The organism is Variovorax paradoxus B4, from assembly GCF_000463015.1.
Lineage (GTDB): Bacteria > Pseudomonadota > Gammaproteobacteria > Burkholderiales > Burkholderiaceae_C > Variovorax > Variovorax paradoxus_E.
On sequence record NC_022234.1, the window covers coordinates 59638 to 83060 of the forward strand.

Sequence of the window (23423 nt, forward strand, 5' to 3'; positions counted from 1 at the left end):
CTTGCGCACCTCAGTGGCTGTAGGGCCGCTCGAGCATGCATTCGGGGTTCAGGCGCACCCCGAAACCCGGCTTGTCGAGCTGGTTCACCGACATCCGCCCCTGCTGCGGAATCGGTTCGTCCAGCAGCAGCGGGTTGAACATCGGCACCACTTCATCGGCCTTGGGCGCCATCATCAGGAACTCGGCAAACGGGCTGTTGTGCCGCGTGATGACGAAGTGATAGCTGTAGACCGACGAGCCGTGCGGCACCACCAGCGCGCCGTGCGCATCGGCCAGCGCAGAGATCTTGACCAGTTCCGTCAGGCCGCCGCACCAGTTCACGTCGGGCTGGATGATGTCGCAGCATCCCATCTCGAGGAGCAGGCGGAAGCCCCAGCGCGTGGCCTCGTGCTCGCCGGTCGAGACCATCATGCCGGCGGGCATGTTCTTGCGCAGCGCCGCATAGCCCCAGTAGTCGTCCGGCGGCAGCGCCTCTTCGATCCACTTGAGCCTGAAATCAGCGGCGGCGTGCGCCAGCCGCGTGGCGTAGTTGAGGTCCAGGCTCATCCAGCAGTCGTACATCAGCCAGAAGTCGGGGCCGACCAGCTCGCGCATGTGGGCCAGCTTCTCGAGATTGCGCCGCAGGCCTTCCTCGCCTTCGGCCGGGCCGTGCTGCAGCGGCAGCTTGCCGCCGATGAAACCCATCTGCTTCGCGAGGTCCGGGCGCGCGCCGGTGGCATAGAACTGCAGTTCGTTGCGCACGGCGCCGCCGAGCAGCTGGTGCACCGGCTCCTCGCGCAGCTTGCCCATCAGGTCCCACAGCGCCAGGTCCACCGCGGAGAGCGTGTTCAGCACGATGCCCTTGCGGCCGTAGTAGAGGGTCGACTGGTACATCTGGTCCCAGATCTTCTCGACGTCGGTGACCCGGGCCCCTTCGATGAAGCGCGCCAGGTGCTTTTCCACGATGAAGGCCCCCGGCTCGCCGCCGGTCGTGACTGCGAAGCCCACGGTGCCGTCGCTGGCCTCGACTTCCACCACCAGCGTGCCGAGCACGTTGATGCCGAAGCTGCGGCGGCTCTGGCGGTATTCGGGGTACTTGCTCATCGGCGTCGAGATGTGGTCGTCGATCCAGTGCCCGTCGGACTGGTCGTGGTAGTCGGCCCCGCCGCCACGCAAGGTGTAGGCACGAACCTGTTTGATGGTCTGAGAAGCCATGAGCAGCACCTTTCTTCCGGGGTCAACGCGCCCAGCGCAGAACCATCGCGTCGAGGTTCCGAGCGATTTCGATCAACCCGGCCTCGGTCGCGGGATGCAGCGCGGGGATCGGGTGCCGCGCCAGGTCGCAGCGGATGATTCCGCCAGCCTTCATCAACGCCTTGCTGGCCAGCAGGCCGCACTGCCGGTTCTCGTAGTTGATGAGGGGCAGCCATCGCTCGTAGCCGCGCATCGCCTGTTCGCGGTTCCCTGCGAGGTAGTCGCGGATGATCGGCTGCAGGCCGTCGGGATAGCCGGCGCCCAGGATGCTGCCGGTCGCGCCGGCTTCCAGGTCGGCGAACAGCGTGATGGCCTCTTCACCGTCCCACGGTCCCTCGATGGCATCGCCGCCCAGGCGGATCAGTTCGCGCAGCTTGCCGGCCGATTGCGCCACCTCGATCTTGAAATAGCACACCGCCGGCACGTCGTGCGCGAGCTGCGCCAGAAAGGCCGCGGACAGCGGTGTGCCGCTCATCGGGGCGTCCTGCAACATGATCGGTATGTCGAGGCCGTCGGCCACGCGCCGGTAGAACTCCCCCACCCCGGACTCGCTGGCCCGGATGGTGGCGCCGTGGTAGGGCGGCATGACCATGACCATGGCCGCACCCGCCTGCGCAGCGCGCTTGCTGCGGTCGGCGCAGATCTGGGAGCTGAAATGGCTGGTGGTCGCGATGACCGGGACGCGCCCGGCCACATGCTCGAAGATCGTGGTGGTGAGGATTTCGCGCTCGCGGTCCGACAGGGCGAATTGCTCCGAATAATTGGCCAATATGCACAGCCCGTCGGCGCCCGCTTCGATGATGAAATCGATACAGCGCTTCTGGCCGTCGAGATCGAGTTCGCCGCGCTCGTCGAAAATCGTCGGGGCGACCGAAAAGGCGCCCGCATACCGCGCCTTGCGCTTTCCGGAATTCATCATTGCAGCCACCCGAGGGACGCTGCCGCCTTGATCGCTTCGGGAATGATCAGTTTTTCGTGCGGCTCGAAGATCGGCTTCGGCAGGTCGCTCGGCTTGTAAAAGCCGGAGGGCGTGCTGCTCGTCAATTTGCCGCTGCGGTAGCGCGTGATATAGAGCAGCGACAGGTAATGCCCCCGCTTCGATTCGCTGAATTCAAGGATCTTGATGAATTGAGGCCCGTCGGCCACCACGTCCGTTCCCAATTCGTCCTTGCACAGCCGCTCCCAGGCGTTGTCGATGGATTCGTTGAAATTGTGCATGACACCCGGGTTGTGCCATTGCCCCGCGAAGGGCTCGTCAGGCTGCCTTTCCTTGCTCGGCCGCTGGGTCAGCCAGACATTGCCACCTTCGTCGAAGATCACCAGTTCGGTGGAGATCTTCTTGTAGGTCTTTACGAATTCTTCATAAAGCCGCTGCGGCAATACCCTCGCTCCTACGTCGGAGCGAATTCTTTGCAAGATGGAAATTTCCTCATCTATCAGTGCTTCATTCCAAGACATTTTTGTTCATCCTGTGACGTAGGGTTAAAGAAAGTCTCCTCTGCGGCACCCCGCCTGCGAATGGTGGCAATGGAATTATTTTTCCTAATAAAATAGGTTTAAAAAGCCAGTTGAGTCAAAAATAAACCGCAACGTTATTCAGCAAAATATATGCCATGTGCTGCACTGCAGCAGGGAAAATGAATGGAATCTCTGCGGTGCAAATCAATTGCCACATCGGCCTTAAAAGTTATGTCACATCGAGCTTTGTCATTTCATTCTCTGGACCAAATAGCGACCAAGTGGCTCTACTTTTCCGTCGGTCGGGACAATGCGGTTTCATCTCCGGACGAGACGGTGTTCGGGCGCGCTGCGTGCTCAGGCCTCGCGAGCGCCGGGCGCTCTTTTCCTGCACCAAAACACGACTTGAAGCGGTATTGCGGGGCTTGCACTGCACCGGGGAAAAGCAGGCACGCCCGGGCATGCAGCGGTGCTCATTCGCTGCGCGCCGGCTGCATCGGCTCCGACACGGCATTCGCGTCGCGCCGCTTGGGCCGTCCGGGAATGGGCTTGGCCAGCAGGGCCTGCGGCCCGTCGCGCCGGTAGTCCGCGACCCAGCGAAACACCGTGCGCCGGTTCAGGCCGTAGACCAGCGCGACCTGGGCCACGCTGCACCCCTCGTTCACGGCCGCGACCGCCCGTTGCCGCAGGGTCTGCAGCAGCCGGTGGTCCAGGCTGCGGGCGTCAAACTTGGCATTCATGATCGACGGCCTTGCGCAAGGCGGTGGACCGGAGCGCGCCCCAGATGCCCAGGCCCTGCAGCACGAGCAGCGCGGCGAACGGGAGCGAGACCGACAGGTTGGTGCCGACCGGAAGATGCCCGACCAGCGCTGAGCTGATGCCGGCACAGACCATCATTCCGCAGCCCAGCAGGCTCGCGGTGGCGCCGGCGCGATCGGGGTAGAGCGTCATCGTCAGCGCCACCACGTTGGAGAACAGGAGGCCCTGGCCGAAGTTCGTCAGCATCACGCCGGCCAGCAGGGTCGGCAGCACCAGGGCGGCTGGCGTGCACAGCATCGCGAAGATGCCCAGCACGCAGGCGGCGAGCCCGGCCAGCATGAGGGTGCGGCCGCTCACGGTCCGGATCAGCGTGCGGTTGAGCAGCGTGCCCACGAGGTAGCACACGCCCGCGAGCAGCGCGGTGGTGCCGAAGTAGGACGGGCTTCGCTGCAGCCGGTCCTGGATGACGAAGGGACCGATGATGTTCCAGATCAGGAACACCGACAGGCTGCACCCCAGGGCCAGCGTCGCCGACAGGAAACGCGGGTTGCCCAGGATCAGCACATAGCCGCCGAGCGACTGGCGCAGGCTCTTGCGTCGGCTGGGCGCGAGCGACTCCTGCAGCCTGAGGCTGAGCGCCAGCAGCACCGCGCTGTAGCCCGCATACAGCGCGAAGTTCCAGCGCCAGCCCGCGTACTGCTCGACCAGGCCGCCGATGAAAGGTGCCAGCACCGGGCCCAGACCCCAGGCGAGGCTCAGGTAGACCACCGCGACATAGAAGCGCTCGCCCTGGATGTTGTCCACCAGCAGTGCGCGCGCCACCACCTGGCAGGCGCCGATGGCAAAGCCCTGCATCGCGCGGCCGATGAGCAGCTGCGTGATGTCGCCGGCCATCATCGCCACCAGGCTTCCCGCGATGAAGAGCGCGAGGCCCGGCAGGATGGCCGGCAGCCGGCCGCGCCCGTCGGCGATCAGGCCGAAAAACAGCTGGCCGATCGCATAGGCAATCAGCGTGACCGAGATGCTTCCCTGCATCACGATCGCGCTGACGCCGAACTCGCGCCCGATGGCGGGCATGCTGGGCGCGTAGAGATCGATCGCGATGCCGCTGACGCTGTTCAGCAGCGGTGCGATGACGATGACGAAGTTCTCGTAGGACCTCGCCTGCAGCGTGGATTGCGTGGACGCTCTGGTCATGGCCGTTCCTCCTTGGTAAAGGGTCCGGAGCCCGGGGTCGGATCGCGACCCTCGGGTGCTGTCCGGCATGCCTGGCGCGCGCTTTTCACGGCGACGGCCTGCCCAGATAGAGTTCCTGCACCTGCGGGTCGTGCATGAGCGAGCGGGCCGCACCCGAGAGGGCGACGGTGCCCATCGACAGGATGTAGGCGCGGTCCGAGATGCGCAGCGCCTCCATGGCGTTCTGCTCGACCATCAGGATCGTGACGGCCTCCTTGCGGCGGATCTCGGCGATGGCTTCGAAGACCTCCTGCAGCATCTTGGGCGAGAGCCCGGCCGAAGGTTCGTCGAGCAGCAGGATGTGCGGCCGCGGCATGAGCGCGCGCGCCAGCGCCAGGATCTGCCGCTCGCCACCCGACAGCGAGGCCGCGCGCGCGCCGAACTTGCGGCCGAGCATCGGGTACAGCGCGCACAGTTCGCGCATGCGCTGCTCGCATTGCGTGTTGCCCAGGTAGTGGCCACCGACCAGCATGTTCTCGCGCACCGTCAACGCGCTGAAGACGTTCTCGGTCTGCGGCACGAAGCCCAGGCCGCAGCGACGGATCTTGTCGTGCGCCGGCATCCTCGAAACGTCCTGGCCTTCGAGCAGCACCACGCCGCTGCGCGGTGGCACGAAGCCGGCAATGCTCTTGAGCAACGTCGACTTGCCGCAGCCGTTGGGTCCCAGCAGCGTCACGATCTCGGCCCTTGCGGCGTGCAGCGTGATGCCCTTGAGGATGTCGACCTCGGCCGTGTAGCCTGCGACCACCTGCTTGACCTGGATCACGGGAGCACCTCCTCGGGCTCGGGCTCTTCGATGCGCCCGAGGTAAGCGCGAACCACTTCCTCGTTGCGCACGAGTTCGTCGGGGCGGCAGTCGGCGACGATGCGGCCGCGGTCCAGCACGACGCAGCGCGTGCAGACCTCGCGGATGAACTGCATGTCGTGCTCGACGATCAGCATCGTCATGCCTTGGGCATTGAGGGCCCGCAAGGCAACCACGATGTCGCGCCGCAGGTTGGGGTGCACGCCGGCCGTCGGTTCGTCCAGGATCAGCAGCCGGGGCTGCGCCATCAGCGCGCAGACGATGCCCAGCAGCTTCTTCTGCCCACCCGAGAGCGCAGCGGCCGGGAGGTCGCGCACGGTGGAAAGCAGCAACTGGTCGAGCAGCTGCCCCGCCTTGTGCAGCGCGGCCTGTTCGGTGCGGCCCGCCGCCGCGCTTCGCGCCAACGTGGCCCAGATGCCGTGGTGCGCGGTGGCGGCCGCCACGGCCACCTCCAGCACCGACATCTTGCGCGGCATCGAAGGCAGCTGGAAGGTGCGCCCGATGCCCGCCGCGGCCACGCGATGGACCGGCAGCCCGTCGATGCGACGGCCGGCCAGGCGGATCGCACCGCGGTCGATGGTCTCGAAGCCGTTGATGGTGTTGAGCAGCGTGCTCTTGCCCGACCCGTTGGGCCCAAGCAGGCCGACGATCTCGCCGGGCGCGACGCCGAAGCTCACGTCCTGCAGCACGTGGTTGCCGCTGAAGGCCTTGGCGACGGCCTTCATTTCCAGCAGGGCGTGGGGTGCTGCGGTCATGGCATCTTCCGAAGCTTTTCCGGCACCAGGCCTTCGCTGCGCCACAGCAGGCAGGCCAGCAGGATGAGGCCGATGAGACCCAGGCGCAGTGCGCCCGCCACGTCCGAGCCGAAGCCCAGCACTTCCCTGGCGAAGGGTGCCAGCACGTTCGCCGCCTGCACCAGCGCCACCCCGACGAGCACGCCGGCCGTGCTGCCGACGCCGCCGATCATCACCATGGTCCACAGCAGGAAGGTCTCCGCGGGGAACATGTAGTCGGGGCTCACGAAGCTCATGTAGTGGGCATAGAGCGAGCCGCCGAGCGCGGTGATGGCCGCGCCGGCCATGAGCGTGCGCGACTTGAGCGAGCGCAGGTCATAGCCCATGCAGGCCGCCAGCTGCGGCTCCTCGCGCATGAGCCGCAGCGCGCGGCCGAAGCGGCCGTCGCCCAGCCGGCGGCACAGCAGGGCGCACACCGCGACGGCCAACATGACGAGGCCCAGGAAGGCCAGCCCGCTCCAGGGCCGGCCCAGGCCGTCGAACAGCGAGGGAATGGCGCTGATGCCGTTGGAGCCACCCGTGAGCCAGTCTTCGTTGATCGCGATGGTGCGCAGGATCTCGGCGATCGCCAGCGTGGCGATGCCCCAGTAGTCGCTGGCCAGCTTGTTGCCGATGCGGCCGATGCACCAACCCAGCGCCATCGCCGCGAGCACGCCAAGGGCGGCCCCGGCCAGCGGCGCCCATCCGAGCGTGAAGGCAATGCCCGTCGCGTAGGCCCCGAGGCCCGCGAACGCGATGTGGCCGAAGTTCATCAGACCCGCATAGCCCGCCTGCAGGTTCAGGCCCAGCGCCATGAGGGCGTAGATGCCCGCGACAGTCAGGGAGAATACGAGGAAGTCAAACACGTCGCACCTCGTGGTCGAACAGCCCGTAGGGCTTGAACAGCAGCGCCAGCAGCAGGATCAGGAAGGAGGCGGCGTTGATGTAGGTCACCGGCAGGAACTTCATGTCCACGCCGAAGAGAAAGCCGAAATTGAGGTTGGTCACGGCGGTCTCGGTCACCGCAATGAGCAGCGCCCCCGCAATCGCCCCCATCGGATTGCCGAGCCCACCCAGGATGGCCGCGGCAAATACCGGCAGCAGGAGGTCGTTGCCCAAGTTGATGTGCGCGCCGGTCGACAGCGACAGCATGCTGCCCCCCAGGCTCGCCACCATGCCGCTCGCAAAGCTCACGAGAAAGGTGATGCGCTCGGCGTTCAGCCCCGAGGCATTGGCCAGCGCGGCGTTGTTGGTGAGCGCGCGCATGGCGCGGCCAAGGCGCGTGTAGAACAGCAGCAGCATCACCAGCACCAGCAGCACCACCGTCGTGCAGACGAAGTAGAACTGGGTGTAGGAGATGTGGGCCCCCGCGATGGTCAGCGGCGCCGTGTGGCCGAGCTTGAACATGCGCGGAAACGAGCCGGCCAGCCCCTGCATCAGCGCGATGGCCAGCATCGACACGGCCAGCGAGCCGACCATGGAAATCGACGGCCCCGCGCGCAGCAGCCGGCGAAAGATCAGTAGGTGCAGGCCCAGCGCCAGCACGCCTGTGACGACGCTGGCGATCAGCAGCGCCCCGACCAGCGGCGCACCCGCTGCGTACAGTGCGTAGCTCGCATAGGCGCCGAACATCGCGTACTGGACATGGGCGATGTTCGGGAACTTGACCAGTCCGTAGAGCATGCTCAGTCCGAGCGTGACCAGTGCGAGGTCCGCCGTGCGAAGAAGGGCGTCGATCAGGAACTGGAACATGTGAGCGGCCTTGTGTGCGTGGCGTCCGGTCAGCGCTGCGCGATCTTTCCGTTTTCGTACTTGAGACGGTCGTAGGGCGGGTTGAGGCGCTGCCGGTTGGCGTCGAAGCTGATGACGCCGGTGACGCCCGCGTACGACTGACCGATCTCCTTGAGCGCGGCCTGGATGGCGGCGGCATCGGCCGACCTGGCCTTCTCCATCGCGGCCGCGGTCATCAGCACGGCGTCGTAGCCGTAGCCGGTGTAGGCGGTCTTGAAGCCTTCCTTGTATTTCGTCGTGAAGGCTTCGGCATAGGCCTTGCCCGCGGGCCCCTGCACCGCGCCGAGCTCCATGCCGAGCTGCCCGTTGGCGATCTCGGGCGGCGTGTCCGACACGCACATGCTCAGGAGGATGGCGTACCAGGGTGTCTTGCGCAGGCCCAGGTCGTGCGCTTCGCGGTTGATCACCGCGGCCTCCTGGCCGTACGCGGTGTAGACGAAGGCGTCCGGGTTGCTGCGCGACATCTGTTCGAGCTCGCGGCGATAAGTGGACTGCCCCGCGGCATAGAGCACTTCGGTGACGACCTTGCCGCCCAGCTTCTCGAAGGCTTCCTTGTAGCCCTGCAGTACGCCCTGGCCGTAGGCGTTGTTGGGCGCAATCACCGCGACCTTGCGATAGCCCAGTGCAAAGGTGTCGGAGGCCGAGAAGCTGTTGGCATAGTTCTCCAGCCCGAGCAGGCCGAAGGAGGTAGCACCGAGGTCTTTCAGCTTGATGCTGCTGCTGTTGATGTTGAGGTGCGTGACGCCTTCCTTGACCAGGTACTGCCCCACCGGCAGTGTGATGCTCGAGGAGTATTCGCCCATCACCACCGGCACCTTGTCCACGCCGACCAGCTTGCGTGCCGCGTTGAGCGCCGTCGTCGCGTTGCCGCCCGAGTCTTCGACGATCACGTTGAATTTCTTGCCGAGCACGCCGCCCTTGGAATTCACCTGGTCGACGCCCAGCATGATGCCGCGGCGCACGTCCTCGCCAATGGTGGCGCTGGCGCCCGTGAGGGACAGCACCGCGCCCACGTTGACGGTGCCCTGGGCGAAGGCGCCGGTAGGTCCGGCACTGAGCAGCAGGGCGGCGAAGAGACTGGACGAAAAGTGTTTGATCACGGCGTACTCCAGGTTTTGAAAAATCGGTGTGCGATGAGGGGTGCGAATGGCGCAGGCCGCCTACAAGTGCCCGGCGTACAGCCGCACCACGCTGTGCTGGATGAACTGGACGATGTCTTCCATGCGGTGCGCTACATGGCCGCTGATGACGTCGCGGCACAGCGGCGCGTCGCGGCGCAGCAGGGCGTCGAGCAGCGCCAGGTGTTCGTCTTCCATGGCCTTGCTCTTGCCTTCCAGGTCGCTCCATCGGAAGTAGTGGATGCGGGCGTTGACGGCCTGCAGCGACTTCACGATCTCCTGGTTGCCGGAGAGCTGCGCGATCGACAGGTGGAACCGCTCGTCCGCTTCCAGCAGCTGGTAGGTCGACATCGCGGCCGTGTGCTGCATCACATCCAGCCAGGCGTCTCGCGCCAGAACGACGTCGTCGTGCGGCGCACGCTGCAATGCCAGGTTGACGGATGCGAGTTCGATGGCACCGCGCAGCTCGTACAGGTCGAAGACCTCCTGCCGTTCGAGTTGCCGTCCGTAGAAGCCGCGGTTGGGCACCAGCGTGAGCATGTTCTCGGCCACCAGCCGGTGCAGCGCCTCGCGCAGGGGCGTGCGGCTCACGTCCAGTTCCTCCGCCAGTTCGCCTTCGTTGACGCGTTCGCCTGGCTTGATCCGGTAGACGATGACCATTTCCTTCAGGCGCTTGTGCACATCGTTGACGGTCATGCCGGCGCGGCGCAGGGTGCGCGGGAGAACGCTTACGACGGATTCGGGTCTGCGGTTCATGGGGCTTTTGAAAATGGGAAGTTCAAACTTCGAACAGGCGTCCGAAGCGGGGGAGGGAATCGCGCACCTCGGCCAGGCGCAGCGCGTGCCAGGCCATCGCGCAGTTGCTCGAGACCACGGGCTTGCCGAGTTCTTGCTCGACCTCGCGCGTCAGGTCGGCCATGCGCAGGCTGGTGCAGGCGACGAACACTGCGTCCACGTCGGACGCCGCGCCGGCCGCGAGAATCGCCGCTCGCAACGAGGCGCGGTCGATGCGCGCCACCTCGCTGTCGTTGGCATGGTTGAAGGTCCCGATGCGCGGAACCTCGATCCCGCCGGCCTCGATGTGCTGCCTGAACACCTCGTTGATCGAATGCACGTAGGGCGTGATCAGGGCGGTGCGGCGCACGCCCAGCGCATGCAGGCCGGCCATGGCGGCCGTGATCGGCGTGGTGCAGGCCACGCCCGGGCGTGCGTCGCGGATCTGCTTGAACACCTTGTCCTCGCCGATCACGATCGAGCCCGAGGTGCAGCCGAAGGCGACCACGTCGAGTTCCACGTCGGGCACGATGAGCCGCGTGGCCGGCGTGATGTGCGCCTCCATCCGGGCCAGCGAGGCCAGGCCGATGTCGGCCGGGCTCGGCAGGCGCGCCTCGAAGTAGGCCACGCCGGGTAGCTGCATGATCTGTCGCCACTCGTGCTCGATGGTCTGGTCGGTCTCCAGCACCACGAGGCCGATGGCGGCACGCGCCATCACGCCTTCGTCCATTGCGAACGGCAGGATCGTGTAGTTCTTCTCGCCCAGTGTCGCTGTGTGGTTCATCTCAAGGTCATTCCCGTGACGTCGATGGCCGGGGGGCGGCCGTTCATGATGTCGGTCACTATCTGTGCCGTGCCGCAGGCCATGGTCCAGCCCATGTGGCCGTGGCCGGTGTTGAGGTACAGGTTGTCGTGCCGGCTCCTGCCCAGGATGGGCGTGCCTTCGGGGGTCATCGGACGCAGGCCGGCCCAGAAGTCGGGCTTCTCGTAGTCCGCGCCGTCGGGAAACAGTTGGCGGGCCACGCGCAGCATCGGACCGAAGTCCGCCGGTGCATGCCGCGTGTCGTAGCCGCTGAACTCCGCCGTGGCGGTGAAGCGCAGGCGGTCGCCGAAGCGGGCCCAGGCCACGAGGTTGTTTTCGTCGACGCCGGCCAGTGATGGCGGCCTGTGATGTGTGTCGGTCGGAAAGGTGACCGAGTAGCCCTTGACCGGATAGATCGGCAGCCGGTAGCCGAGCGGACGTGCGGCAATCGGCGAATAGCTCCCCAGCGCCAGCACGTAGTCGTCGGCGGCGATGGCGCCCTGGTCGGTGTGCACCGCGCGGATGCGGCTGGCATCGGCCTCGATGCGCTGGATGCTCGCATCCATCATGAAGTTCACGCCCGCCGCGCGGCAGCGTTCGGTGAGCGCCCGCGTGAACATGCGCGCATCGCCGCTCTCGTCGCTCGGGCAGTAGATGGCTCCGGCGATGTGCGGGCGCGCGTCGGCGAGCGCGGGTTCCTGCGCCACCACGCCGTCGCCGTCCAGCAGGTCCAGCTGCATGCCGCCGTCGGCCAGGATCTGCATGTTCGACTTGCCGCGTGCGAACGAAGCGTCGTCGCGGTAGAGATAGAGCGCGCCGCGACTGATGCGCTCGTACTGCAGGTCCTGCGCGGCGGTCAGCTGCTGCAGCAGTTCCTGCGAGTAGCGGCACAGCACCAGCTTGCGGCTGGTGTTGAGGCGCGAGCGCTCGGCGGTGCAGTTCTGCATGAACTTCCACAGCCAGGTCCACATGCGCGGATCGGGGTTGAGCTTCAGCCGGAGTGCCTGGCTGTCGTCGCGCAGCGAGCGCCAGAGAATGCCCGGCGCGCGCGGCGACGCCCAGGTGTAAGAGTGCCCCGGCGCCACCATGCCGGCATTGGCATAGCTGGTCTCCGCGGCGGGGAGCGGTTGGCGGTCGATCACCGTCACCTGGCGTCCTTGCGCGGCAAGATACCAGGCGGTAGCAACACCCGCCACGCCGGCACCGAGGACCACGGTATGCATTGCGGGGCTCCGTCAGACGGCCGCGATGACGCCGATTTCGACCGTGTAGGGCGGAAAGGCCAGCGCCGATTCCACACAGGCACGCGCCGGTGCATGGCCTTCGGGAACCCAGGCGTCCCACACCGTGTTCATCTCGGCGAAGGTCTTGTGGTCGGCCAGCCAGATCGTGGCCTGCACGATGCGCGTCTTGTCGCTGCCTGCTTCTTTCAGCAAGGCATCGATCTTGGCGACGATCTGTGCGGTCTGGCCTGCGGCGTCGGCCGCGGTGTCGCTCGCCACCTGGCCTGCGAGAAAGATGAAGCCGTTGGCGATCACGGTCTGGCTCATGCGTGCGTTGGTCTGGAGTCTTTGTATTGGCATTGCGGATCGATCCTTGGATGGGATGTGCAAAGTGAATTCACTTGCTTATTCACTTGCACACAAAAACCATGCCAAATTCGCCGCGCTGGAAGTAGTGCCACTGCCTGTGGAAATCGCGTGCAGAAGGAGGCCTGTCACGCGAAACGGCTCACTGAATGGCATTACTTATTTGCGAGGGACGGCGGATCTCGATCGGAGGGCACGCATGCACTGTCGGTTGTGCACTGGCATCTGGCGGAATGCAGCAGGAGGGCACCTTTTGAGTGCTCTTGTCAGGTCGATCGCTCTGCGTTGAGCAGCATCGCGACGAAGCTGTCTTGTCTTGAGCGAGGTGTCGAAAGTTTTTTCGAGGAAGTAGAACCATGCATGAATGCGCGTCACCTGACTGCGCATTCGCTCGCTGCAACTTCGATGTTGACACTACTTTTCAACGCATCGATTCAAGCCGTCGCGCAAGCCGGTTTTGGCATGCTTTTTGTAGGTGTGCACACATCTGAATCAACAAGTGAGTTCAAGGTGCCATGATCCTGGTAACCGGCGGCGCGGGCTTCATCGGCGCCAACTTCGTACTCGACTGGCTGGCGCACAGCGATGAGCCTGTCGTGAATCTCGACAAACTGACCTACGCCGGCAACCTCGAGACGCTCGCGTCGCTCAAGGGCGACCCGCGGCACATCTTCGTGCAGGGCGACATCGGCGACAGCGCCCTGGTCGATCGCCTGCTGGCCGAGCACAAGCCGCGCGCCATCGTGAACTTTGCCGCGGAATCGCACGTGGACCGCTCCATCCACGGCCCCGAAGACTTCGTGCAGACCAACGTGCTCGGCACCTTCCGCCTGCTCGAGTCCGTGCGCGGCCACTGGAGCGCGCAGCCGGCCGAGCAGAAGGCCGCCTTCCGCTTCCTGCACGTGTCCACCGACGAGGTCTACGGCTCGCTCTCCAAGACCGACCCCGCCTTCACCGAAGAGAACAAGTACGAGCCCAACAGCCCCTACTCGGCCAGCAAGGCCGCCAGCGACCACCTCGTGCGCGCCTGGCACCACACCTACGGCCTGCCGGTGCTCACCACCAACTGCTCCAACAACTACGGGCCCTTCCACTTCCCCGAGAAGCTCATTCCGCTGATGATCGTCAACGCCCTGGCCGGCAAGCCCCTGCCCGTGTACGGCGACGGCATGCAGGTGCGCGACTGGCTCTACGTGAAGGACCATTGCAGCGCCATCCGCCGCGTGCTCGAAGCCGGCCAGCTCGGCGAGACCTACAACGTCGGCGGCTGGAACGAGAAGCCCAACATCGAGATCGTCCACACCGTCTGCGCCCTGCTCGACGAACTGCGCCCCCGTGCCGACGGCCAGCCCTACAAGGCGCAGATCAGCTACGTCACTGACCGCCCCGGCCACGACCGCCGCTACGCCATCGACGCGCGCAAGCTCGAGCGCGAACTCGGCTGGAAGCCCGCCGAAACCTTCGACAGCGGCATCCGCAAGACCGTCGAGTGGTACCTGGCCCACGGCGAATGGGTGCGCAACGTGCAAAGCGGCGCCTACCGCGCATGGGTCGAGAAGCAATACGACGCCGCACCCGCGGCCCAGGCGGCGGCATGAAGCTGCTGCTGCTGGGCAAGGGCGGCCAGGTCGGCTGGGAGCTGCAGCGCAGCCTTGCGCCGCTGGGCGAGCTGGTCGCGCTCGACTTCGACAGCACCGACTTCCACGCCGACTTCAGCCGCCCCGAGCAGCTGGCCGACACCGTGCTCAAAGTGCGCCCCGACGTCATCGTCAATGCCGCGGCCCACACCGCCGTCGACAAGGCCGAGAGCGAGCCCGAGTTCGCGCGCACCCTCAACGCCACCTCGCCCGGCGTGGTGGCCGAGGCCGCGCAGCAGATCGGCGCACTCATGGTGCACTACTCCACCGACTACGTCTTCGACGGCAGCGGCCGCACGCCCTGGAAGGAAGACGACGCCACCGGTCCGCTCAGCGTGTACGGCCGCACCAAGCTCGAAGGCGAGCAGCTGGTGGCAAAGCACTGCGCCAGCCACCTGATCTTCCGCACCAGCTGGGTCTACGCCGCGCGCGGCGGCAACTTTGCCAAGACCATGCTGCGCATCGCCAAGGAGCGCGATCGCCTGACCGTCATCGACGACCAGTTCGGCGCGCCCACCGGCGCCGAGCTGCTGGCCGACGTCACGGCGCACGCCATTCGCGCCACCTTGCAGGACCCGGCCAAGGCTGGCCTGTATCACGCGGTGGCCGGCGGCGAGACCACCTGGCACGGCTATGCGCGCTTCGTGATCGAGCAGGCGAAGGCGGCGGGGGTCGCACTCAAGGCCGGGCCCGAAGCGGTCGAGCCCGTGCCCACCAGCGCCTTCCCGACGCCGGCCACGCGCCCGCACAACTCGCGCCTCGACACCACGAAACTGCAATCGACCTTCGACCTCGTGCTGCCCACCTGGCAGTCCGGCGTTGCGCGCATGTTGCGCGAAACTTTCTGATGGCAGACAAGAGACACGACACCCCATGACCAAGACGACGCAACGCAAAGGCATCATCCTCGCCGGAGGCTCCGGCACCCGGCTGCACCCCGCCACGCTCGCGCTCAGCAAGCAGCTGCTGCCGGTGTACGACAAGCCGATGATCTACTACCCGCTCAGCACGCTGATGCTCGGCGGCATGCGCGACATCCTGATCATCAGCACGCCGCAGGACACGCCGCGCTTCCAGCAACTGCTGGGCGACGGCAGCCAGTGGGGCATCAACCTGCAGTACGCGGTGCAGCCCAGTCCCGATGGTTTGGCACAGGCCTTCATCATCGGCGACAAATTCGTAGGAAATTCGCCGAGCGCGCTGGTGCTGGGTGACAACATCTTCTACGGCCACGACTTTGCGCACCTGCTGGCCGATGCCGATTCGAAGCCCTCCGGCGCCACCGTCTTCGCCTATCACGTGCACGACCCCGAGCGCTACGGCGTGGTGGCCTTCGACGACAAGGGCAAGGCCAGCAGCATCGAGGAGAAGCCGGCCAAGCCCAAGAGCAGCTACGCCGTCACGGGCCTGTACTTCTACGACAACCAGGTGGTCGAGATCGCCAAGGCCGTGAAGCCGAGTGCGCGCGGCGAACTGGAGATCACGGCGGTCAACCAGGCCTACCTTGACTTGGACCAGCTCAACGTGCAGATCATGCAGCGCGGCTATGCTTGGCTGGACACCGGCACGCACGAGAGCCTGCTGGAAGCCGGCCAGTTCATCGCCACGCTGGAGCACCGGCAGGGCCTGAAGATCGCCTGCCCGGAAGAGATCGCGTGGCGCAATGGGTTCATCGACCGCGAGCAGCTGGCCAGGCTGGCCGCGCCGCTGCAGAAGAATGGCTACGGCAAGTACCTGAACCATCTGCTGGCCGAGGAGGTGCGCTCGTGAAGGCCACGCCGACCGCCATTCCCGAGGTGCTGATCATCGAGCCGAAGGTCTTCGGCGATGCGCGCGGCTTCTTCTACGAGAGCTTCAACGGCAAGGCGTTCGACGAGGCGGTCGGGCGGCACATCGAGTTCGTGCAGGACAACCATTCGCGCTCGGCCAAGGGCGTGCTGCGCGGATTGCACTATCAGATTCAGCAGCCGCAAGGCAAGCTGGTGCGTGTGGCGCAGGGCGAAGTGTTCGACGTGGCCGTGGACATCCGCAAGTCGTCGCCTACCTTCGGAAAATGGGTGGGGGTGGAGCTCAGCGAGGACAACCACAGGCAGCTGTGGGTGCCTGAGGGGTTTGCGCACGGATTCCTGGTGCTGAGCGAGACGGCGGAGTTTTTGTACAAGACCACTGATTACTATGCGCCAGTGCATGAGCGGTGCATCGCATGGAACGACCCCGGCTTGGCGATCGCGTGGCCGGATACCGGCGTCGGCCTGCAACTCTCACTCAAGGATCTGGCTGGCGCAAGACTGGAAAACGCAGAAATCCCGTAGTGTGGTGAGTTGGAAAGTTCGCAGGTAAAACCTCACGACGCTGGCAAGGCTGTCTTCAGTGGTCTTCGACCATACGAAGGGCTTCGCTTCGGCGTGACGCCCAGAGCAAGTACGCCTTGTCGGCCAACCTCATCCAGATGTGGCTGGCGCAGTTCGACCGCGGCGAACTCAGCAACGAGGAAGTCGAGGGGGGCCAAGTTTGGTGTATGAATGACAACGCTAAGTTGTTGAATTTAAAAGAGGATATCTCCTCCGTCGCCCAGATGATGGATTAGATCAACTGTCTGTTGTGAGTGTATAACCATGTAACAAATGACACGGGAAGAAACGAATGTGGGCTGGCGATTGTCGCCGTGAAGCCCCGCGCGCGCCCGTTCGCCACCACTGCAAGCAGGAAGATCCGATGACCGCATTCCTTTGCCGGCGCAAGCTCGCGGCATGGTGCCTGGCGCTCGCCGCCGGTGCCGCTCCCCTCGCCCACGCCCAGGCGCCCGCGCTCGATGGCTCGCTCACGCTCGTGGTCGGCTACACCGCCGGCGGCAGCACCGACCGCATCGCGCGCCTGGTCGCCGAGCGGCTGGGCCCGAAACTTGGCGTGGCGGTCACGGTGGAGAACCGCCCCGGCGAAGGCGGCCGGCTCGCGGCCAAGGAGGTCAGGCGCGCGGCCGCGGGGCAGAACGTGCTGATGCTCGGCAACCCGGCGGTGATGGTGGTGGCACCGCTCGTGTTCAAGGACGCGGGCTACGACGCCGAGAAGGACTTCGTGCCGGTGTCGCAGGTCAGCAGCTACGACTTCGCACTGGCCGTGGGCAACAAGCTGCAGCTCGACCGCGCGATGTTCCTGGTGGGCCGGCTCTGGGCGCATCCGGAGGAGGCCGTCTTCGGCGTGCCGGCCACCGGCAGCCTGCCGCACTTCTTCGGCCTGATGGTGGGCGACGCGCTGAGCGTGCAGCCGCAGATCAAGGGCTATGGCGGCTCGGCGCCGCTGTCGGCCGACCTGAGCGGCGGCAGCCTGCCGATCGCCATCGATACGCTCGACTCGCTCTATGGGCAGCACGTGGCCGGCAAGATCCGCATCCTCGCCGTGTCGGGCAAGAAGCGCGTGAGCTTTGCGCCGACCATCCCCACCTTCCGCGAGGCCGGCATGAAGATCGATGCCGACGGCTGGAACACCTTCTTTGCCCCGGCCTCGATGCCGCCGGCCAAGGTGCAGCTGCTGGCCGGCAAGATCCGCGAGGTCATGCAGGAACCGGCGCTGCAGAAAGCCGCCAACGCCGCCTACATCACGCCCGTCGTCAGCACGCAGGCCGAGACCGTGCAGATGCTCAAGGCCTTCCGCCAGCAGTGGGAGCCGGTGGTGCGGCGCTCGGGCTTCCAGCCCTGAGCGGTCGGTCGGCCCGCTGCCCTCGTCGCATCAGTCGGCGTATTCGCCGGCGTCCCTGATCACCTTCGACCACCGCGCTTTTTCGGCTTCAAGGTATTTCCTGTGGCCGGCAGGGTCGAGTCGGTCGTCATTGACGACTGTGAGGCCGAGCGCCTCTTCCCGCTTGATCAGATCAGGATCTTTCAACGCGGTGCGCAGTGCGGCGTTGAGCTTGGCGAGCACTGCGGGAGGCGTGCCGCGCGGTGCGTACAAGCCGTGCCAGACTTGTACGTTGAAGTCTTTCAGTCCGGCTTCAGACAGGGTCGGCGTGTCCTTCAGTGCCGCGAGCGGTAGCCGCTGCAAGCTGGTGACGCCGTAGACCTTGACCTTCTTGCCCTCGATCTGCGGCACCGCGTTGGTCGCCTGTTCGCACATCACATCGACCTGGCCGCCGATGAGGTCCGTCATCGCCGGCGCGGTCCCCTTGTAGGGCACGGGCGTCATGCTCGTCTTCAGTGCGCCCTGGAGCATCAGGCCGCACAGGTGCGATGCGGAACCTATCCCCGCGTTGGCGAGGTTCACCTTGCCGCCATTCGACGCGATCCACTGGCGCAACTCGGCGAAGTTGCCGGCAGCGAGGCTCGGCTTGCCTATCAGCACCGAGGGCGCTTCGTTGATAAGACCCAGGGTTTCAAAATCTTCCGGCACCTTGTAGCTGAGCTTGCGGTACAGGGCCGGTGCGGTTGCCATGCCGATGTGATGCACCAGCAGCGTGTAGCCGTCCGGCGCGGCACGGGCAACCTTGGCCGAGCCGATGGTGCCGCCCGCGCCGGCGGCGTTGTCGACGACGACGGTCTGGCCCAGAGGCTTGCGAAGCGCCTCGGCCAGGTCCCGGGCGATCTTGTCGCTCGGGCCGCCGGCGGCAAAAGGCACGACCAGCGTGACGGGCTTGTCGGGAAACTCTGCGCACGCCAACGAAGTGAATCCGAGCACGGCGAGGCCGGCGCCAAAGCGCCAAAGATGGATCATGGTCTTGTCTCCTTGGGTTTGCGGGCGTCAGGCCGACAGCGCCTGCATCTCGCGATACAGATCGGCCTTGCCTTCGAAGCCGATGCCAGGCAGGTCAGGCAGCGTCACATAGCTGTTCTCGACCTTCACGCCATCCGGGAATCCGCCGAACGGCTGGAACAGGTCGGGGTAGGACTCGTTGCCGCCCAGTCCGAGCCCGGCGGCAATGTTCAGCGACATCTGGTGTCCGCCATGGGGGATGCAGCGACTGGCCGACCAGCCGTGCTCCTTGAGCATCTCGAGCGTGCGCAGGTACTCCACCAGGCCGTAGCTCAGCGCGCAGTCGAACTGCAGCCAGTCGCGGTCGGGGCGCATGCCGCCGTAGCGGATCAGGTTGCGCGCATCCTGCATCGAGAAGAGATCTTCGCCCGTGGCCATCGGGTTTTTGTAGAAGTTGCGCAGCGCCGCCTGGAGTTCGAAGTCCAGCGGGTCGCCCGGCTCCTCGTACCAGAACAGGTCGTATTGCGAAAGCGCCTTGGCGTAGGCGATGGCGGTTTCAAGGTCGAAGCGCCCGTTCGCGTCGACGCAGAGCTTCTGACCGTCCTGCAGCACTTCCATGATCGAATCGATGCGGCGAAGGTCTTCGTCGAGCGAGGCGCCGCCGATCTTCTTCTTGACGACCGTGTAGCCGCGGTCGATGTAGCTGCGCATCTCGTCCTGGAGCTTCCTGTGGTCCTGCCCAGGGTAGTAGTAGCCGCCCGCTGCGTAGACGAAGATCTTGCGATTGGGCTTGCCGTCCCCATAGCGGTCGGCCAGCAACTGGAAAAGGGGCTTGCCCTCGATCTTGGCCACAGCGTCCCACACCGCCATGTCGATGGTGCCGATCGCCACGGAGCGTTCACCATGGCCGCCCGGCTTCTCGTTGGTGAACATCGTGTTCCAGATCTTGTGCGGGTCGAGGTTGTCGCCCGTGTCGTCGACGAGCGAAGCCGGATCCGCTTCGAGGATGCGCGGGATGAACCGCTCGCGCATCAGCTTGCCCTGGCCATAGCGGCCGTTCGAATTGAAACCGTAGCCGACGACCGGCTTGCCGTCGCGGATCACGTCGGTGATCACCGCGACAAGACTCAGCGTCATCTTGCTAAAGTCGATATAGGCGTTGCGGATGGGCGAGCTGATGGGGATGGTTTTCTCGCGGATTTCGACGATCTTCATGGTTGGTTCCAGAGGGTGTTTGATTGAGAGCCTCTATGGTCCGCCGCGCGGGATTTTTGGGCCAATGCTCCTTTTCGCTGCTTCCATGCACTGGACGAACCGCACATGAATCTGATCTGGCTTGAAGACTTCGTGGCCCTGGCTGCCACGGGAAATTTTTCGCGCGCCGCGGAGGACCGCCACAGCTCCCAACCCGCGTTCAGCCGGCGCATTCGCGCGCTGGAGGAGTGGATCGGCGCCGAGCTTTTCGACAGGAGTTCGCAGCCCGCCAAGCTGACCGAAGTCGGCGAATGGTTCATCGGTGTGGCACAGGAATTGATCGCCAGAGTCGCGCGGGTGCCGGGCGACGCCAAGAAGGTCGCCGAGGCCAGTTCGGTCACCTTGCGCATCGCGTCCACGCATGCGCTCTCGTTCACTTTTCTGCCGCGATGGTTGCGAAGCCTCGAATCGAATACGACGCTCGGGCCGGTGCAACTGATGTCCGACGTGCTTCAGCGTTGCGAAGCACTGATGCTGCAAAGCAAGGTCCAGTTTGTGTTGAGCCACGCGCACAGCAAGGCGCAAGGGGCGCTGGATGCAGAGCCGTACAGGTCGGCCCGGATCGGTGAGGATCTGCTGATGGCGGTGTCGGCGCCGGACGAGGAGGGTAACGCGCGCTATCAGCTCGCGCGCCAAGGCGGACCTGCAGTACCCATGCTCCAGTACACGGAGGAATCAGGACTGGGACGCATCATGCGCGCAGTGATCGGTCGCAGGCTGGAGTCGGTTCCGGCGCAAGCCGTCTTCACGGCCCATCTCGCCTCTGTCCTCAGAACGATGGTGCTGGACGGAAGGGGGATCGCGTGGTTGCCGCTGACACTGGTGCAGGACGATATCGACCAGCGCCGGCTTGTCGCCGCGGCGAGCAACGATTGGGAAGTGCCCTTGGAAATAAGGCTCTATCGCGACAGCGAGCTTTTGGGGAAGGCCGCGAACGCGTTCTGGAATGCTGCGATTGGAGTGTGATCGCATCTTGCCCAAGCCCTGCGCACCGATTCAGAGTCCAAGGCGATCAAGGCGAGGGGCTTCGCCGCCCAGCGGGAGGATGCTCTTCGCGCTCCGCGCAGGTCACGTCACAGGATGCAATACATCCGATGATCGATGCGGCCAGGGCCGTATTCGCCGTAGCCGACGGTGACCATTCCGGAAAGCCAGGCGTAGCGCTCGTCGGACGTCTCGAACCTGGGCGTTGGACGGATGTATGTTTCATCAAAGGACAGCCGCTCGCCCTTGGCCAGACGCTCACGGCCATCCGCCGGGTACCTGAGGAGGCCTTGCGAGTCATAGTGAATGAGAACGCCATCATGGGTGCGCAAGGTGGCGCGAACATCCATGCGGCTGATCCCGTCAGCACCAAGGTGGACCCAATCGCCGCCGCCCGGCAGCATTTCGCCTCGGAAGCGGGGGCCTTCGAAGCGTCCGCCCTTGACCACGAAGGTCAAGCGGGTGCCGAGATGAGTCTTGATCACCTGGCCGAGTTCCAGGTCGATGCTGAGATCGCACAGATGCTCGACCGGCAGCGCGTTGATCAATGGTCGATCGAACAGCGGTGTCACGGGAGCAGCGGTGGAGGTTTTTGCGTTCGTCATGTTTTGACCCTCACTTCGCTTCGAGTGCTGCTTTGGCTTGAGCAAAATCGAAGAAGGTATCTTTCCTTGTGACAAGTCCAGCGTCATCCACCTCCACGACATCGAGCGCATGGAACTTTCTGGGCTCTTTTCCGGGCGGTTGGAACGTCAGATCCCAATCGAGTGTCCAGTGCTTGTCGCCAAGAAGAAGGCGGCGTACCTCGACGCCGAAATTGGGATAGAGCTCAAACACCCCGGCGAACTCTTTGAGCAGCGCCGCCTTGCCCTTGACCTCTCCACTACGGCCATGGGCCTGGAAGGCCGAGTCAGGCGCATGCAGCGCGACAATGGCTTGGGGATCGTGCGAGAGCCATGCCGCAGCGTAGCGGTCGGCGATTGCGGCAAGATTCAGTTTTGTAGCTTCAGACATCTTGAAAACCTTTCTGTATCAGTAGCTTCTATTCGCGGTGCATCAGCTGATTCCGCGGCTCGCGACTGGTTGATAGGCCCTCTCGCGAGCACGGCAACTTTACCTATGATTATCATAGCCACATGAAATGCGAGGAAAACAATGGCTAGAAGCGCGTCGCCATCGGTGGTACAGGACACCCTCTGCCCGGTCGCGTTGGCTCAGAAGATCGTCGGCGACCGTTGGACAGTTCTGGTGCTGCGCGAGTTGTTCCTCGGGAACCATCGCTTCGAGGAGATTCAGGCGCAGATACAGGCCACGCCACAGATGCTGGCAGGTCGGCTGAAGAAACTCGAATCAGACGGAATGATCGAACGCCGGCCGTACAACACAAGGCCGCTGCGGAACGAGTACTACCTCACCGGGATGGGCATCGGGTTCTACCCCGTACTTCTGGCATTTCGCGCGTGGGGTGAGACTTGGTGCAAGTCCAAGAAGCAAGAGGTGGCCATTCGCTACACGCACGTTCCGTGCGGAAAGGATCCGGGATTGGGCCCGATGTGCCAGGAATGCGGGAAAGAGATGCGCAGGGAAGAACTTTCCGCGACGCTCAGCAAGTCGTTCGACGCTGAGCGACGTGAGCGCAAGGAAGCATTCAAACTTAATCAAGTCTGATCCGCTGCCGTCTTGCCTTGACGGCAATTGGCGAAGTCCGGTGTGCGCTGTAGTGATCAGCCTGCAGGCCGCCAGCGCTAGACTTTCCAAGGAAATCCTGTGCCTTACCTGCAACTCGACGTCAACGACAGCTATCCCGAGGACTTGAAGCAACAGCTCGCGGCTCGGATGTGCGAGACCTATGCTTCGATGATGAGCGTTGATATTCGGCGGATATCCGTAGCGATTCGGGAATTGGGCGCAGGTGCTATCTGGCGCATCGCCGAAGTGGGCAAGGTTCCTGTTCCCGTTTCCTTGCTGATGTTGGACATTCGCCGGGGCCGGCCAGCCGAACTTCGGATGGCGGTAGCCAAAGCGTTGTGCGCTCATTGCATCGAACTGCTGGGCCTGCGTGAGGACCGATTGAACGTCGAGTTCACTCAGCACGATGGCGACGAGATGTACCACCCCACGCTGGGTGGCTTCAGCCCAGACTGGAAGCCGGGAGAAACCTGAGACCGACATCCGTTCAAATGACCGGTACTGGTCGACAGCAGCAACGCCCGTCACTCGTCGTCGTAGATCTGAATGATGTGTTCAGGGCCAAATGGGACTAAAGCGCCGATCTGCAGTTCGTCCGTGGACACCGGCTGACTATTCAGCGAACCGACGTAGCCGGTAGCGGTGACTTCTTCGACGATCACCCACATCCGTTCAACGTCAACTGTCTCATCATGCTCGATGCGAAACACCAGCTTGGCGAGTTGACCAGGTTGGAGGTTAGCTCGCTGCTCCCGAGGAGGGATGTAGAACGTCTCTGGTGCTTCTTCGTGCAGAGCTTCCCCATCATCGAGTTCAAAATGCACAACTGTCCTCCTT

At 64.7% G+C, this 23423-nt stretch carries 28 protein-coding genes; 9 read left to right on the forward strand and 19 right to left on the reverse strand.

The annotated features are described in order from the left end of the window. Positions 1 to 10: 10 nt before the first annotated feature. The 14 genes from rhmD to VAPA_RS27420 all read right to left on the reverse strand — a co-directional run bounded on the left by rhmD (position 11) and on the right by VAPA_RS27420 (position 12333). Positions 11 to 1195 carry an L-rhamnonate dehydratase gene (gene rhmD / locus VAPA_RS27355; RefSeq protein ID WP_021003451.1) on the reverse strand — a complete coding sequence of 395 codons (1185 nt, stop codon included), beginning with the start codon at positions 1193 to 1195 and terminating at the stop codon, positions 11 to 13. Positions 1196 to 1217: 22 nt separating this feature from the next. Next, positions 1218 to 2153, reverse strand: coding sequence for a dihydrodipicolinate synthase family protein (locus VAPA_RS27360; RefSeq protein WP_021003452.1), 936 nt, complete (start codon positions 2151 to 2153; stop codon positions 1218 to 1220). After that, on the reverse strand, positions 2150 to 2692 hold the full coding sequence (locus tag VAPA_RS27365; protein ID WP_155248128.1) for an NUDIX hydrolase: 543 nt from the start codon (positions 2690 to 2692) through the stop codon (positions 2150 to 2152). Before VAPA_RS27365 ends, VAPA_RS27360 begins: the two co-directional genes overlap by 4 nt. A 473-nt stretch (positions 2693 to 3165) precedes the next feature. After that, positions 3166 to 3432 (reverse strand): helix-turn-helix domain-containing protein, encoded by a 267-nt coding sequence (locus tag VAPA_RS27370; protein WP_021003454.1) that lies wholly within the window; start codon positions 3430 to 3432, stop codon positions 3166 to 3168. Beyond that, positions 3416 to 4648, reverse strand: a complete 1233-nt coding sequence (locus VAPA_RS27375) for a multidrug effflux MFS transporter (RefSeq protein WP_021003455.1) — start codon at positions 4646 to 4648, stop codon at positions 3416 to 3418. The genes VAPA_RS27370 and VAPA_RS27375 overlap by 17 nt, the downstream gene beginning before the upstream one ends. An 85-nt stretch (positions 4649 to 4733) precedes the next feature. Beyond that, positions 4734 to 5453: an ABC transporter ATP-binding protein gene (locus VAPA_RS27380; protein ID WP_021003456.1), complete on the reverse strand. Its 720-nt coding sequence runs from the start codon at positions 5451 to 5453 to the stop codon at positions 4734 to 4736. Then, entirely contained in the window at positions 5450 to 6247 is a 798-nt protein-coding gene (locus tag VAPA_RS27385) for an ABC transporter ATP-binding protein (RefSeq protein WP_021003457.1), read from the reverse strand. Before VAPA_RS27385 ends, VAPA_RS27380 begins: the two co-directional genes overlap by 4 nt. Further along, complete coding sequence (locus VAPA_RS27390; protein ID WP_021003458.1) at positions 6244 to 7131, reverse strand: branched-chain amino acid ABC transporter permease; 888 nt, start codon at positions 7129 to 7131, stop codon at positions 6244 to 6246. Before VAPA_RS27390 ends, VAPA_RS27385 begins: the two co-directional genes overlap by 4 nt. After that, positions 7124 to 8017 (reverse strand): branched-chain amino acid ABC transporter permease, encoded by an 894-nt coding sequence (locus tag VAPA_RS27395; protein WP_021003459.1) that lies wholly within the window; start codon positions 8015 to 8017, stop codon positions 7124 to 7126. The genes VAPA_RS27390 and VAPA_RS27395 overlap by 8 nt, the downstream gene beginning before the upstream one ends. A gap of 29 nt (positions 8018 to 8046) precedes the next feature. Continuing rightward, positions 8047 to 9153 (reverse strand): ABC transporter substrate-binding protein, encoded by a 1107-nt coding sequence (locus VAPA_RS27400; RefSeq protein WP_041946764.1) that lies wholly within the window; start codon positions 9151 to 9153, stop codon positions 8047 to 8049. Positions 9154 to 9216: 63 nt separating this feature from the next. After that, on the reverse strand, positions 9217 to 9930 hold the full coding sequence (locus VAPA_RS27405) for a GntR family transcriptional regulator (RefSeq protein WP_021003461.1): 714 nt from the start codon (positions 9928 to 9930) through the stop codon (positions 9217 to 9219). Positions 9931 to 9952: 22 nt separating this feature from the next. Continuing rightward, a complete protein-coding gene (locus VAPA_RS27410; protein WP_021003462.1) occupies positions 9953 to 10732 on the reverse strand; it encodes a maleate cis-trans isomerase family protein in 780 nt (259 codons plus the stop codon). Continuing rightward, positions 10729 to 11973, reverse strand: a complete 1245-nt coding sequence (locus VAPA_RS27415; protein WP_021003463.1) for a D-amino acid dehydrogenase — start codon at positions 11971 to 11973, stop codon at positions 10729 to 10731. Before VAPA_RS27415 ends, VAPA_RS27410 begins: the two co-directional genes overlap by 4 nt. 12 nt (positions 11974 to 11985) lie before the next feature. Next, entirely contained in the window at positions 11986 to 12333 is a 348-nt protein-coding gene (locus VAPA_RS27420) for a RidA family protein (protein WP_021003464.1), read from the reverse strand. A 521-nt stretch (positions 12334 to 12854) separates the two neighbouring features. Here VAPA_RS27420 and rfbB point away from each other — a divergent pair. The 6 genes from rfbB to VAPA_RS27445 all read left to right on the forward strand — a co-directional run bounded on the left by rfbB (position 12855) and on the right by VAPA_RS27445 (position 17672). Beyond that, entirely contained in the window at positions 12855 to 13937 is a 1083-nt protein-coding gene (rfbB, locus tag VAPA_RS27425) for a dTDP-glucose 4,6-dehydratase (RefSeq protein WP_021003465.1), read from the forward strand. Then, positions 13934 to 14824, forward strand: a complete 891-nt coding sequence (gene rfbD, locus VAPA_RS27430) for a dTDP-4-dehydrorhamnose reductase (RefSeq protein WP_021003466.1) — start codon at positions 13934 to 13936, stop codon at positions 14822 to 14824. The genes rfbB and rfbD overlap by 4 nt, the downstream gene beginning before the upstream one ends. A 25-nt stretch (positions 14825 to 14849) precedes the next feature. Beyond that, on the forward strand, positions 14850 to 15746 hold the full coding sequence (gene rfbA / locus VAPA_RS27435) for a glucose-1-phosphate thymidylyltransferase RfbA (protein ID WP_021003467.1): 897 nt from the start codon (positions 14850 to 14852) through the stop codon (positions 15744 to 15746). Beyond that, a complete protein-coding gene (rfbC, locus tag VAPA_RS27440; protein ID WP_021003468.1) occupies positions 15743 to 16288 on the forward strand; it encodes a dTDP-4-dehydrorhamnose 3,5-epimerase in 546 nt (181 codons plus the stop codon). Before rfbA ends, rfbC begins: the two co-directional genes overlap by 4 nt. A 116-nt stretch (positions 16289 to 16404) precedes the next feature. Next, a complete protein-coding gene (locus VAPA_RS34600) occupies positions 16405 to 16563 on the forward strand; it encodes a hypothetical protein (RefSeq protein WP_021003469.1) in 159 nt (52 codons plus the stop codon). Between the two features lie 128 nt (positions 16564 to 16691). Next, positions 16692 to 17672 carry a tripartite tricarboxylate transporter substrate-binding protein gene (locus VAPA_RS27445; protein WP_021003470.1) on the forward strand — a complete coding sequence of 327 codons (981 nt, stop codon included), beginning with the start codon at positions 16692 to 16694 and terminating at the stop codon, positions 17670 to 17672. 30 nt (positions 17673 to 17702) lie between these two features. Here VAPA_RS27445 and VAPA_RS27450 read toward each other — a convergent pair whose 3' ends face one another. Beyond that, positions 17703 to 18680, reverse strand: a complete 978-nt coding sequence (locus VAPA_RS27450) for a tripartite tricarboxylate transporter substrate-binding protein (protein WP_021003471.1) — start codon at positions 18678 to 18680, stop codon at positions 17703 to 17705. A 27-nt stretch (positions 18681 to 18707) separates the two neighbouring features. Then, entirely contained in the window at positions 18708 to 19874 is a 1167-nt protein-coding gene (locus tag VAPA_RS27455; RefSeq protein ID WP_021003472.1) for a mandelate racemase/muconate lactonizing enzyme family protein, read from the reverse strand. Positions 19875 to 19979: 105 nt separating this feature from the next. On the opposite strand from VAPA_RS27455, the gene VAPA_RS27460 reads away from it, so the two are divergent. Further along, on the forward strand, positions 19980 to 20879 hold the full coding sequence (locus VAPA_RS27460; protein WP_021003473.1) for a LysR family transcriptional regulator: 900 nt from the start codon (positions 19980 to 19982) through the stop codon (positions 20877 to 20879). A gap of 107 nt (positions 20880 to 20986) precedes the next feature. Here the strand turns inward: VAPA_RS27460 and VAPA_RS27465 are convergent, their stop codons facing one another. Continuing rightward, complete coding sequence (locus VAPA_RS27465) at positions 20987 to 21502, reverse strand: DUF3237 domain-containing protein (RefSeq protein ID WP_021003474.1); 516 nt, start codon at positions 21500 to 21502, stop codon at positions 20987 to 20989. Between the two features lie 10 nt (positions 21503 to 21512). Further along, complete coding sequence (locus tag VAPA_RS27470; protein ID WP_021003475.1) at positions 21513 to 21911, reverse strand: nuclear transport factor 2 family protein; 399 nt, start codon at positions 21909 to 21911, stop codon at positions 21513 to 21515. Between the two features lie 141 nt (positions 21912 to 22052). Here VAPA_RS27470 and VAPA_RS27475 point away from each other — a divergent pair, with 141 nt between their 5' ends. Both VAPA_RS27475 and VAPA_RS27480 read left to right on the forward strand, forming a co-directional pair. Then, positions 22053 to 22565 carry a winged helix-turn-helix transcriptional regulator gene (locus tag VAPA_RS27475; RefSeq protein ID WP_021003476.1) on the forward strand — a complete coding sequence of 171 codons (513 nt, stop codon included), beginning with the start codon at positions 22053 to 22055 and terminating at the stop codon, positions 22563 to 22565. Between the two features lie 99 nt (positions 22566 to 22664). Continuing rightward, entirely contained in the window at positions 22665 to 23060 is a 396-nt protein-coding gene (locus VAPA_RS27480; RefSeq protein WP_021003477.1) for a hypothetical protein, read from the forward strand. A gap of 50 nt (positions 23061 to 23110) precedes the next feature. Here VAPA_RS27480 and VAPA_RS27485 read toward each other — a convergent pair whose 3' ends face one another. Further along, a complete protein-coding gene (locus VAPA_RS27485; protein WP_021003478.1) occupies positions 23111 to 23410 on the reverse strand; it encodes a hypothetical protein in 300 nt (99 codons plus the stop codon). Between the last annotated feature and the right edge of the window lie 13 nt (positions 23411 to 23423).

Excerpts from the sequence above, each read along its gene's own strand:
- rfbB (WP_021003465.1), top strand. The coding sequence starts at position 12,855 with ATGATCCTGGTAACCGGCGGCGCGGGCTTCATCGGCGCCAACTTCGTA.
- VAPA_RS27410 (WP_021003462.1), bottom strand. The coding sequence starts at position 10,732 with ATGAACCACACAGCGACACTGGGCGAGAAGAACTACACGATCCTGCCG.
- VAPA_RS27385 (WP_021003457.1), bottom strand. The coding sequence starts at position 6,247 with ATGACCGCAGCACCCCACGCCCTGCTGGAAATGAAGGCCGTCGCCAAG.
- VAPA_RS27415 (WP_021003463.1), bottom strand. The coding sequence starts at position 11,973 with ATGCATACCGTGGTCCTCGGTGCCGGCGTGGCGGGTGTTGCTACCGCC.
- VAPA_RS27475 (WP_021003476.1), top strand. The coding sequence starts at position 22,053 with ATGGCTAGAAGCGCGTCGCCATCGGTGGTACAGGACACCCTCTGCCCG.
- VAPA_RS27365 (WP_155248128.1), bottom strand. The coding sequence starts at position 2,692 with ATGTCTTGGAATGAAGCACTGATAGATGAGGAAATTTCCATCTTGCAA.
- VAPA_RS27445 (WP_021003470.1), top strand. The coding sequence starts at position 16,692 with ATGACCGCATTCCTTTGCCGGCGCAAGCTCGCGGCATGGTGCCTGGCG.
- rfbD (WP_021003466.1), top strand. The coding sequence starts at position 13,934 with ATGAAGCTGCTGCTGCTGGGCAAGGGCGGCCAGGTCGGCTGGGAGCTG.
- rfbA (WP_021003467.1), top strand. The coding sequence starts at position 14,850 with ATGACCAAGACGACGCAACGCAAAGGCATCATCCTCGCCGGAGGCTCC.
- VAPA_RS27450 (WP_021003471.1), bottom strand. The coding sequence starts at position 18,680 with ATGATCCATCTTTGGCGCTTTGGCGCCGGCCTCGCCGTGCTCGGATTC.
- VAPA_RS27375 (WP_021003455.1), bottom strand. The coding sequence starts at position 4,648 with ATGACCAGAGCGTCCACGCAATCCACGCTGCAGGCGAGGTCCTACGAG.
- VAPA_RS27455 (WP_021003472.1), bottom strand. The coding sequence starts at position 19,874 with ATGAAGATCGTCGAAATCCGCGAGAAAACCATCCCCATCAGCTCGCCC.
- VAPA_RS27405 (WP_021003461.1), bottom strand. The coding sequence starts at position 9,930 with ATGAACCGCAGACCCGAATCCGTCGTAAGCGTTCTCCCGCGCACCCTG.
- VAPA_RS27360 (WP_021003452.1), bottom strand. The coding sequence starts at position 2,153 with ATGATGAATTCCGGAAAGCGCAAGGCGCGGTATGCGGGCGCCTTTTCG.
- VAPA_RS27370 (WP_021003454.1), bottom strand. The coding sequence starts at position 3,432 with ATGAATGCCAAGTTTGACGCCCGCAGCCTGGACCACCGGCTGCTGCAG.
- VAPA_RS27470 (WP_021003475.1), bottom strand. The coding sequence starts at position 21,911 with ATGTCTGAAGCTACAAAACTGAATCTTGCCGCAATCGCCGACCGCTAC.
- VAPA_RS27460 (WP_021003473.1), top strand. The coding sequence starts at position 19,980 with ATGAATCTGATCTGGCTTGAAGACTTCGTGGCCCTGGCTGCCACGGGA.
- VAPA_RS27465 (WP_021003474.1), bottom strand. The coding sequence starts at position 21,502 with ATGACGAACGCAAAAACCTCCACCGCTGCTCCCGTGACACCGCTGTTC.
- VAPA_RS27420 (WP_021003464.1), bottom strand. The coding sequence starts at position 12,333 with ATGCCAATACAAAGACTCCAGACCAACGCACGCATGAGCCAGACCGTG.
- VAPA_RS27395 (WP_021003459.1), bottom strand. The coding sequence starts at position 8,017 with ATGTTCCAGTTCCTGATCGACGCCCTTCTTCGCACGGCGGACCTCGCA.
- rhmD (WP_021003451.1), bottom strand. The coding sequence starts at position 1,195 with ATGGCTTCTCAGACCATCAAACAGGTTCGTGCCTACACCTTGCGTGGC.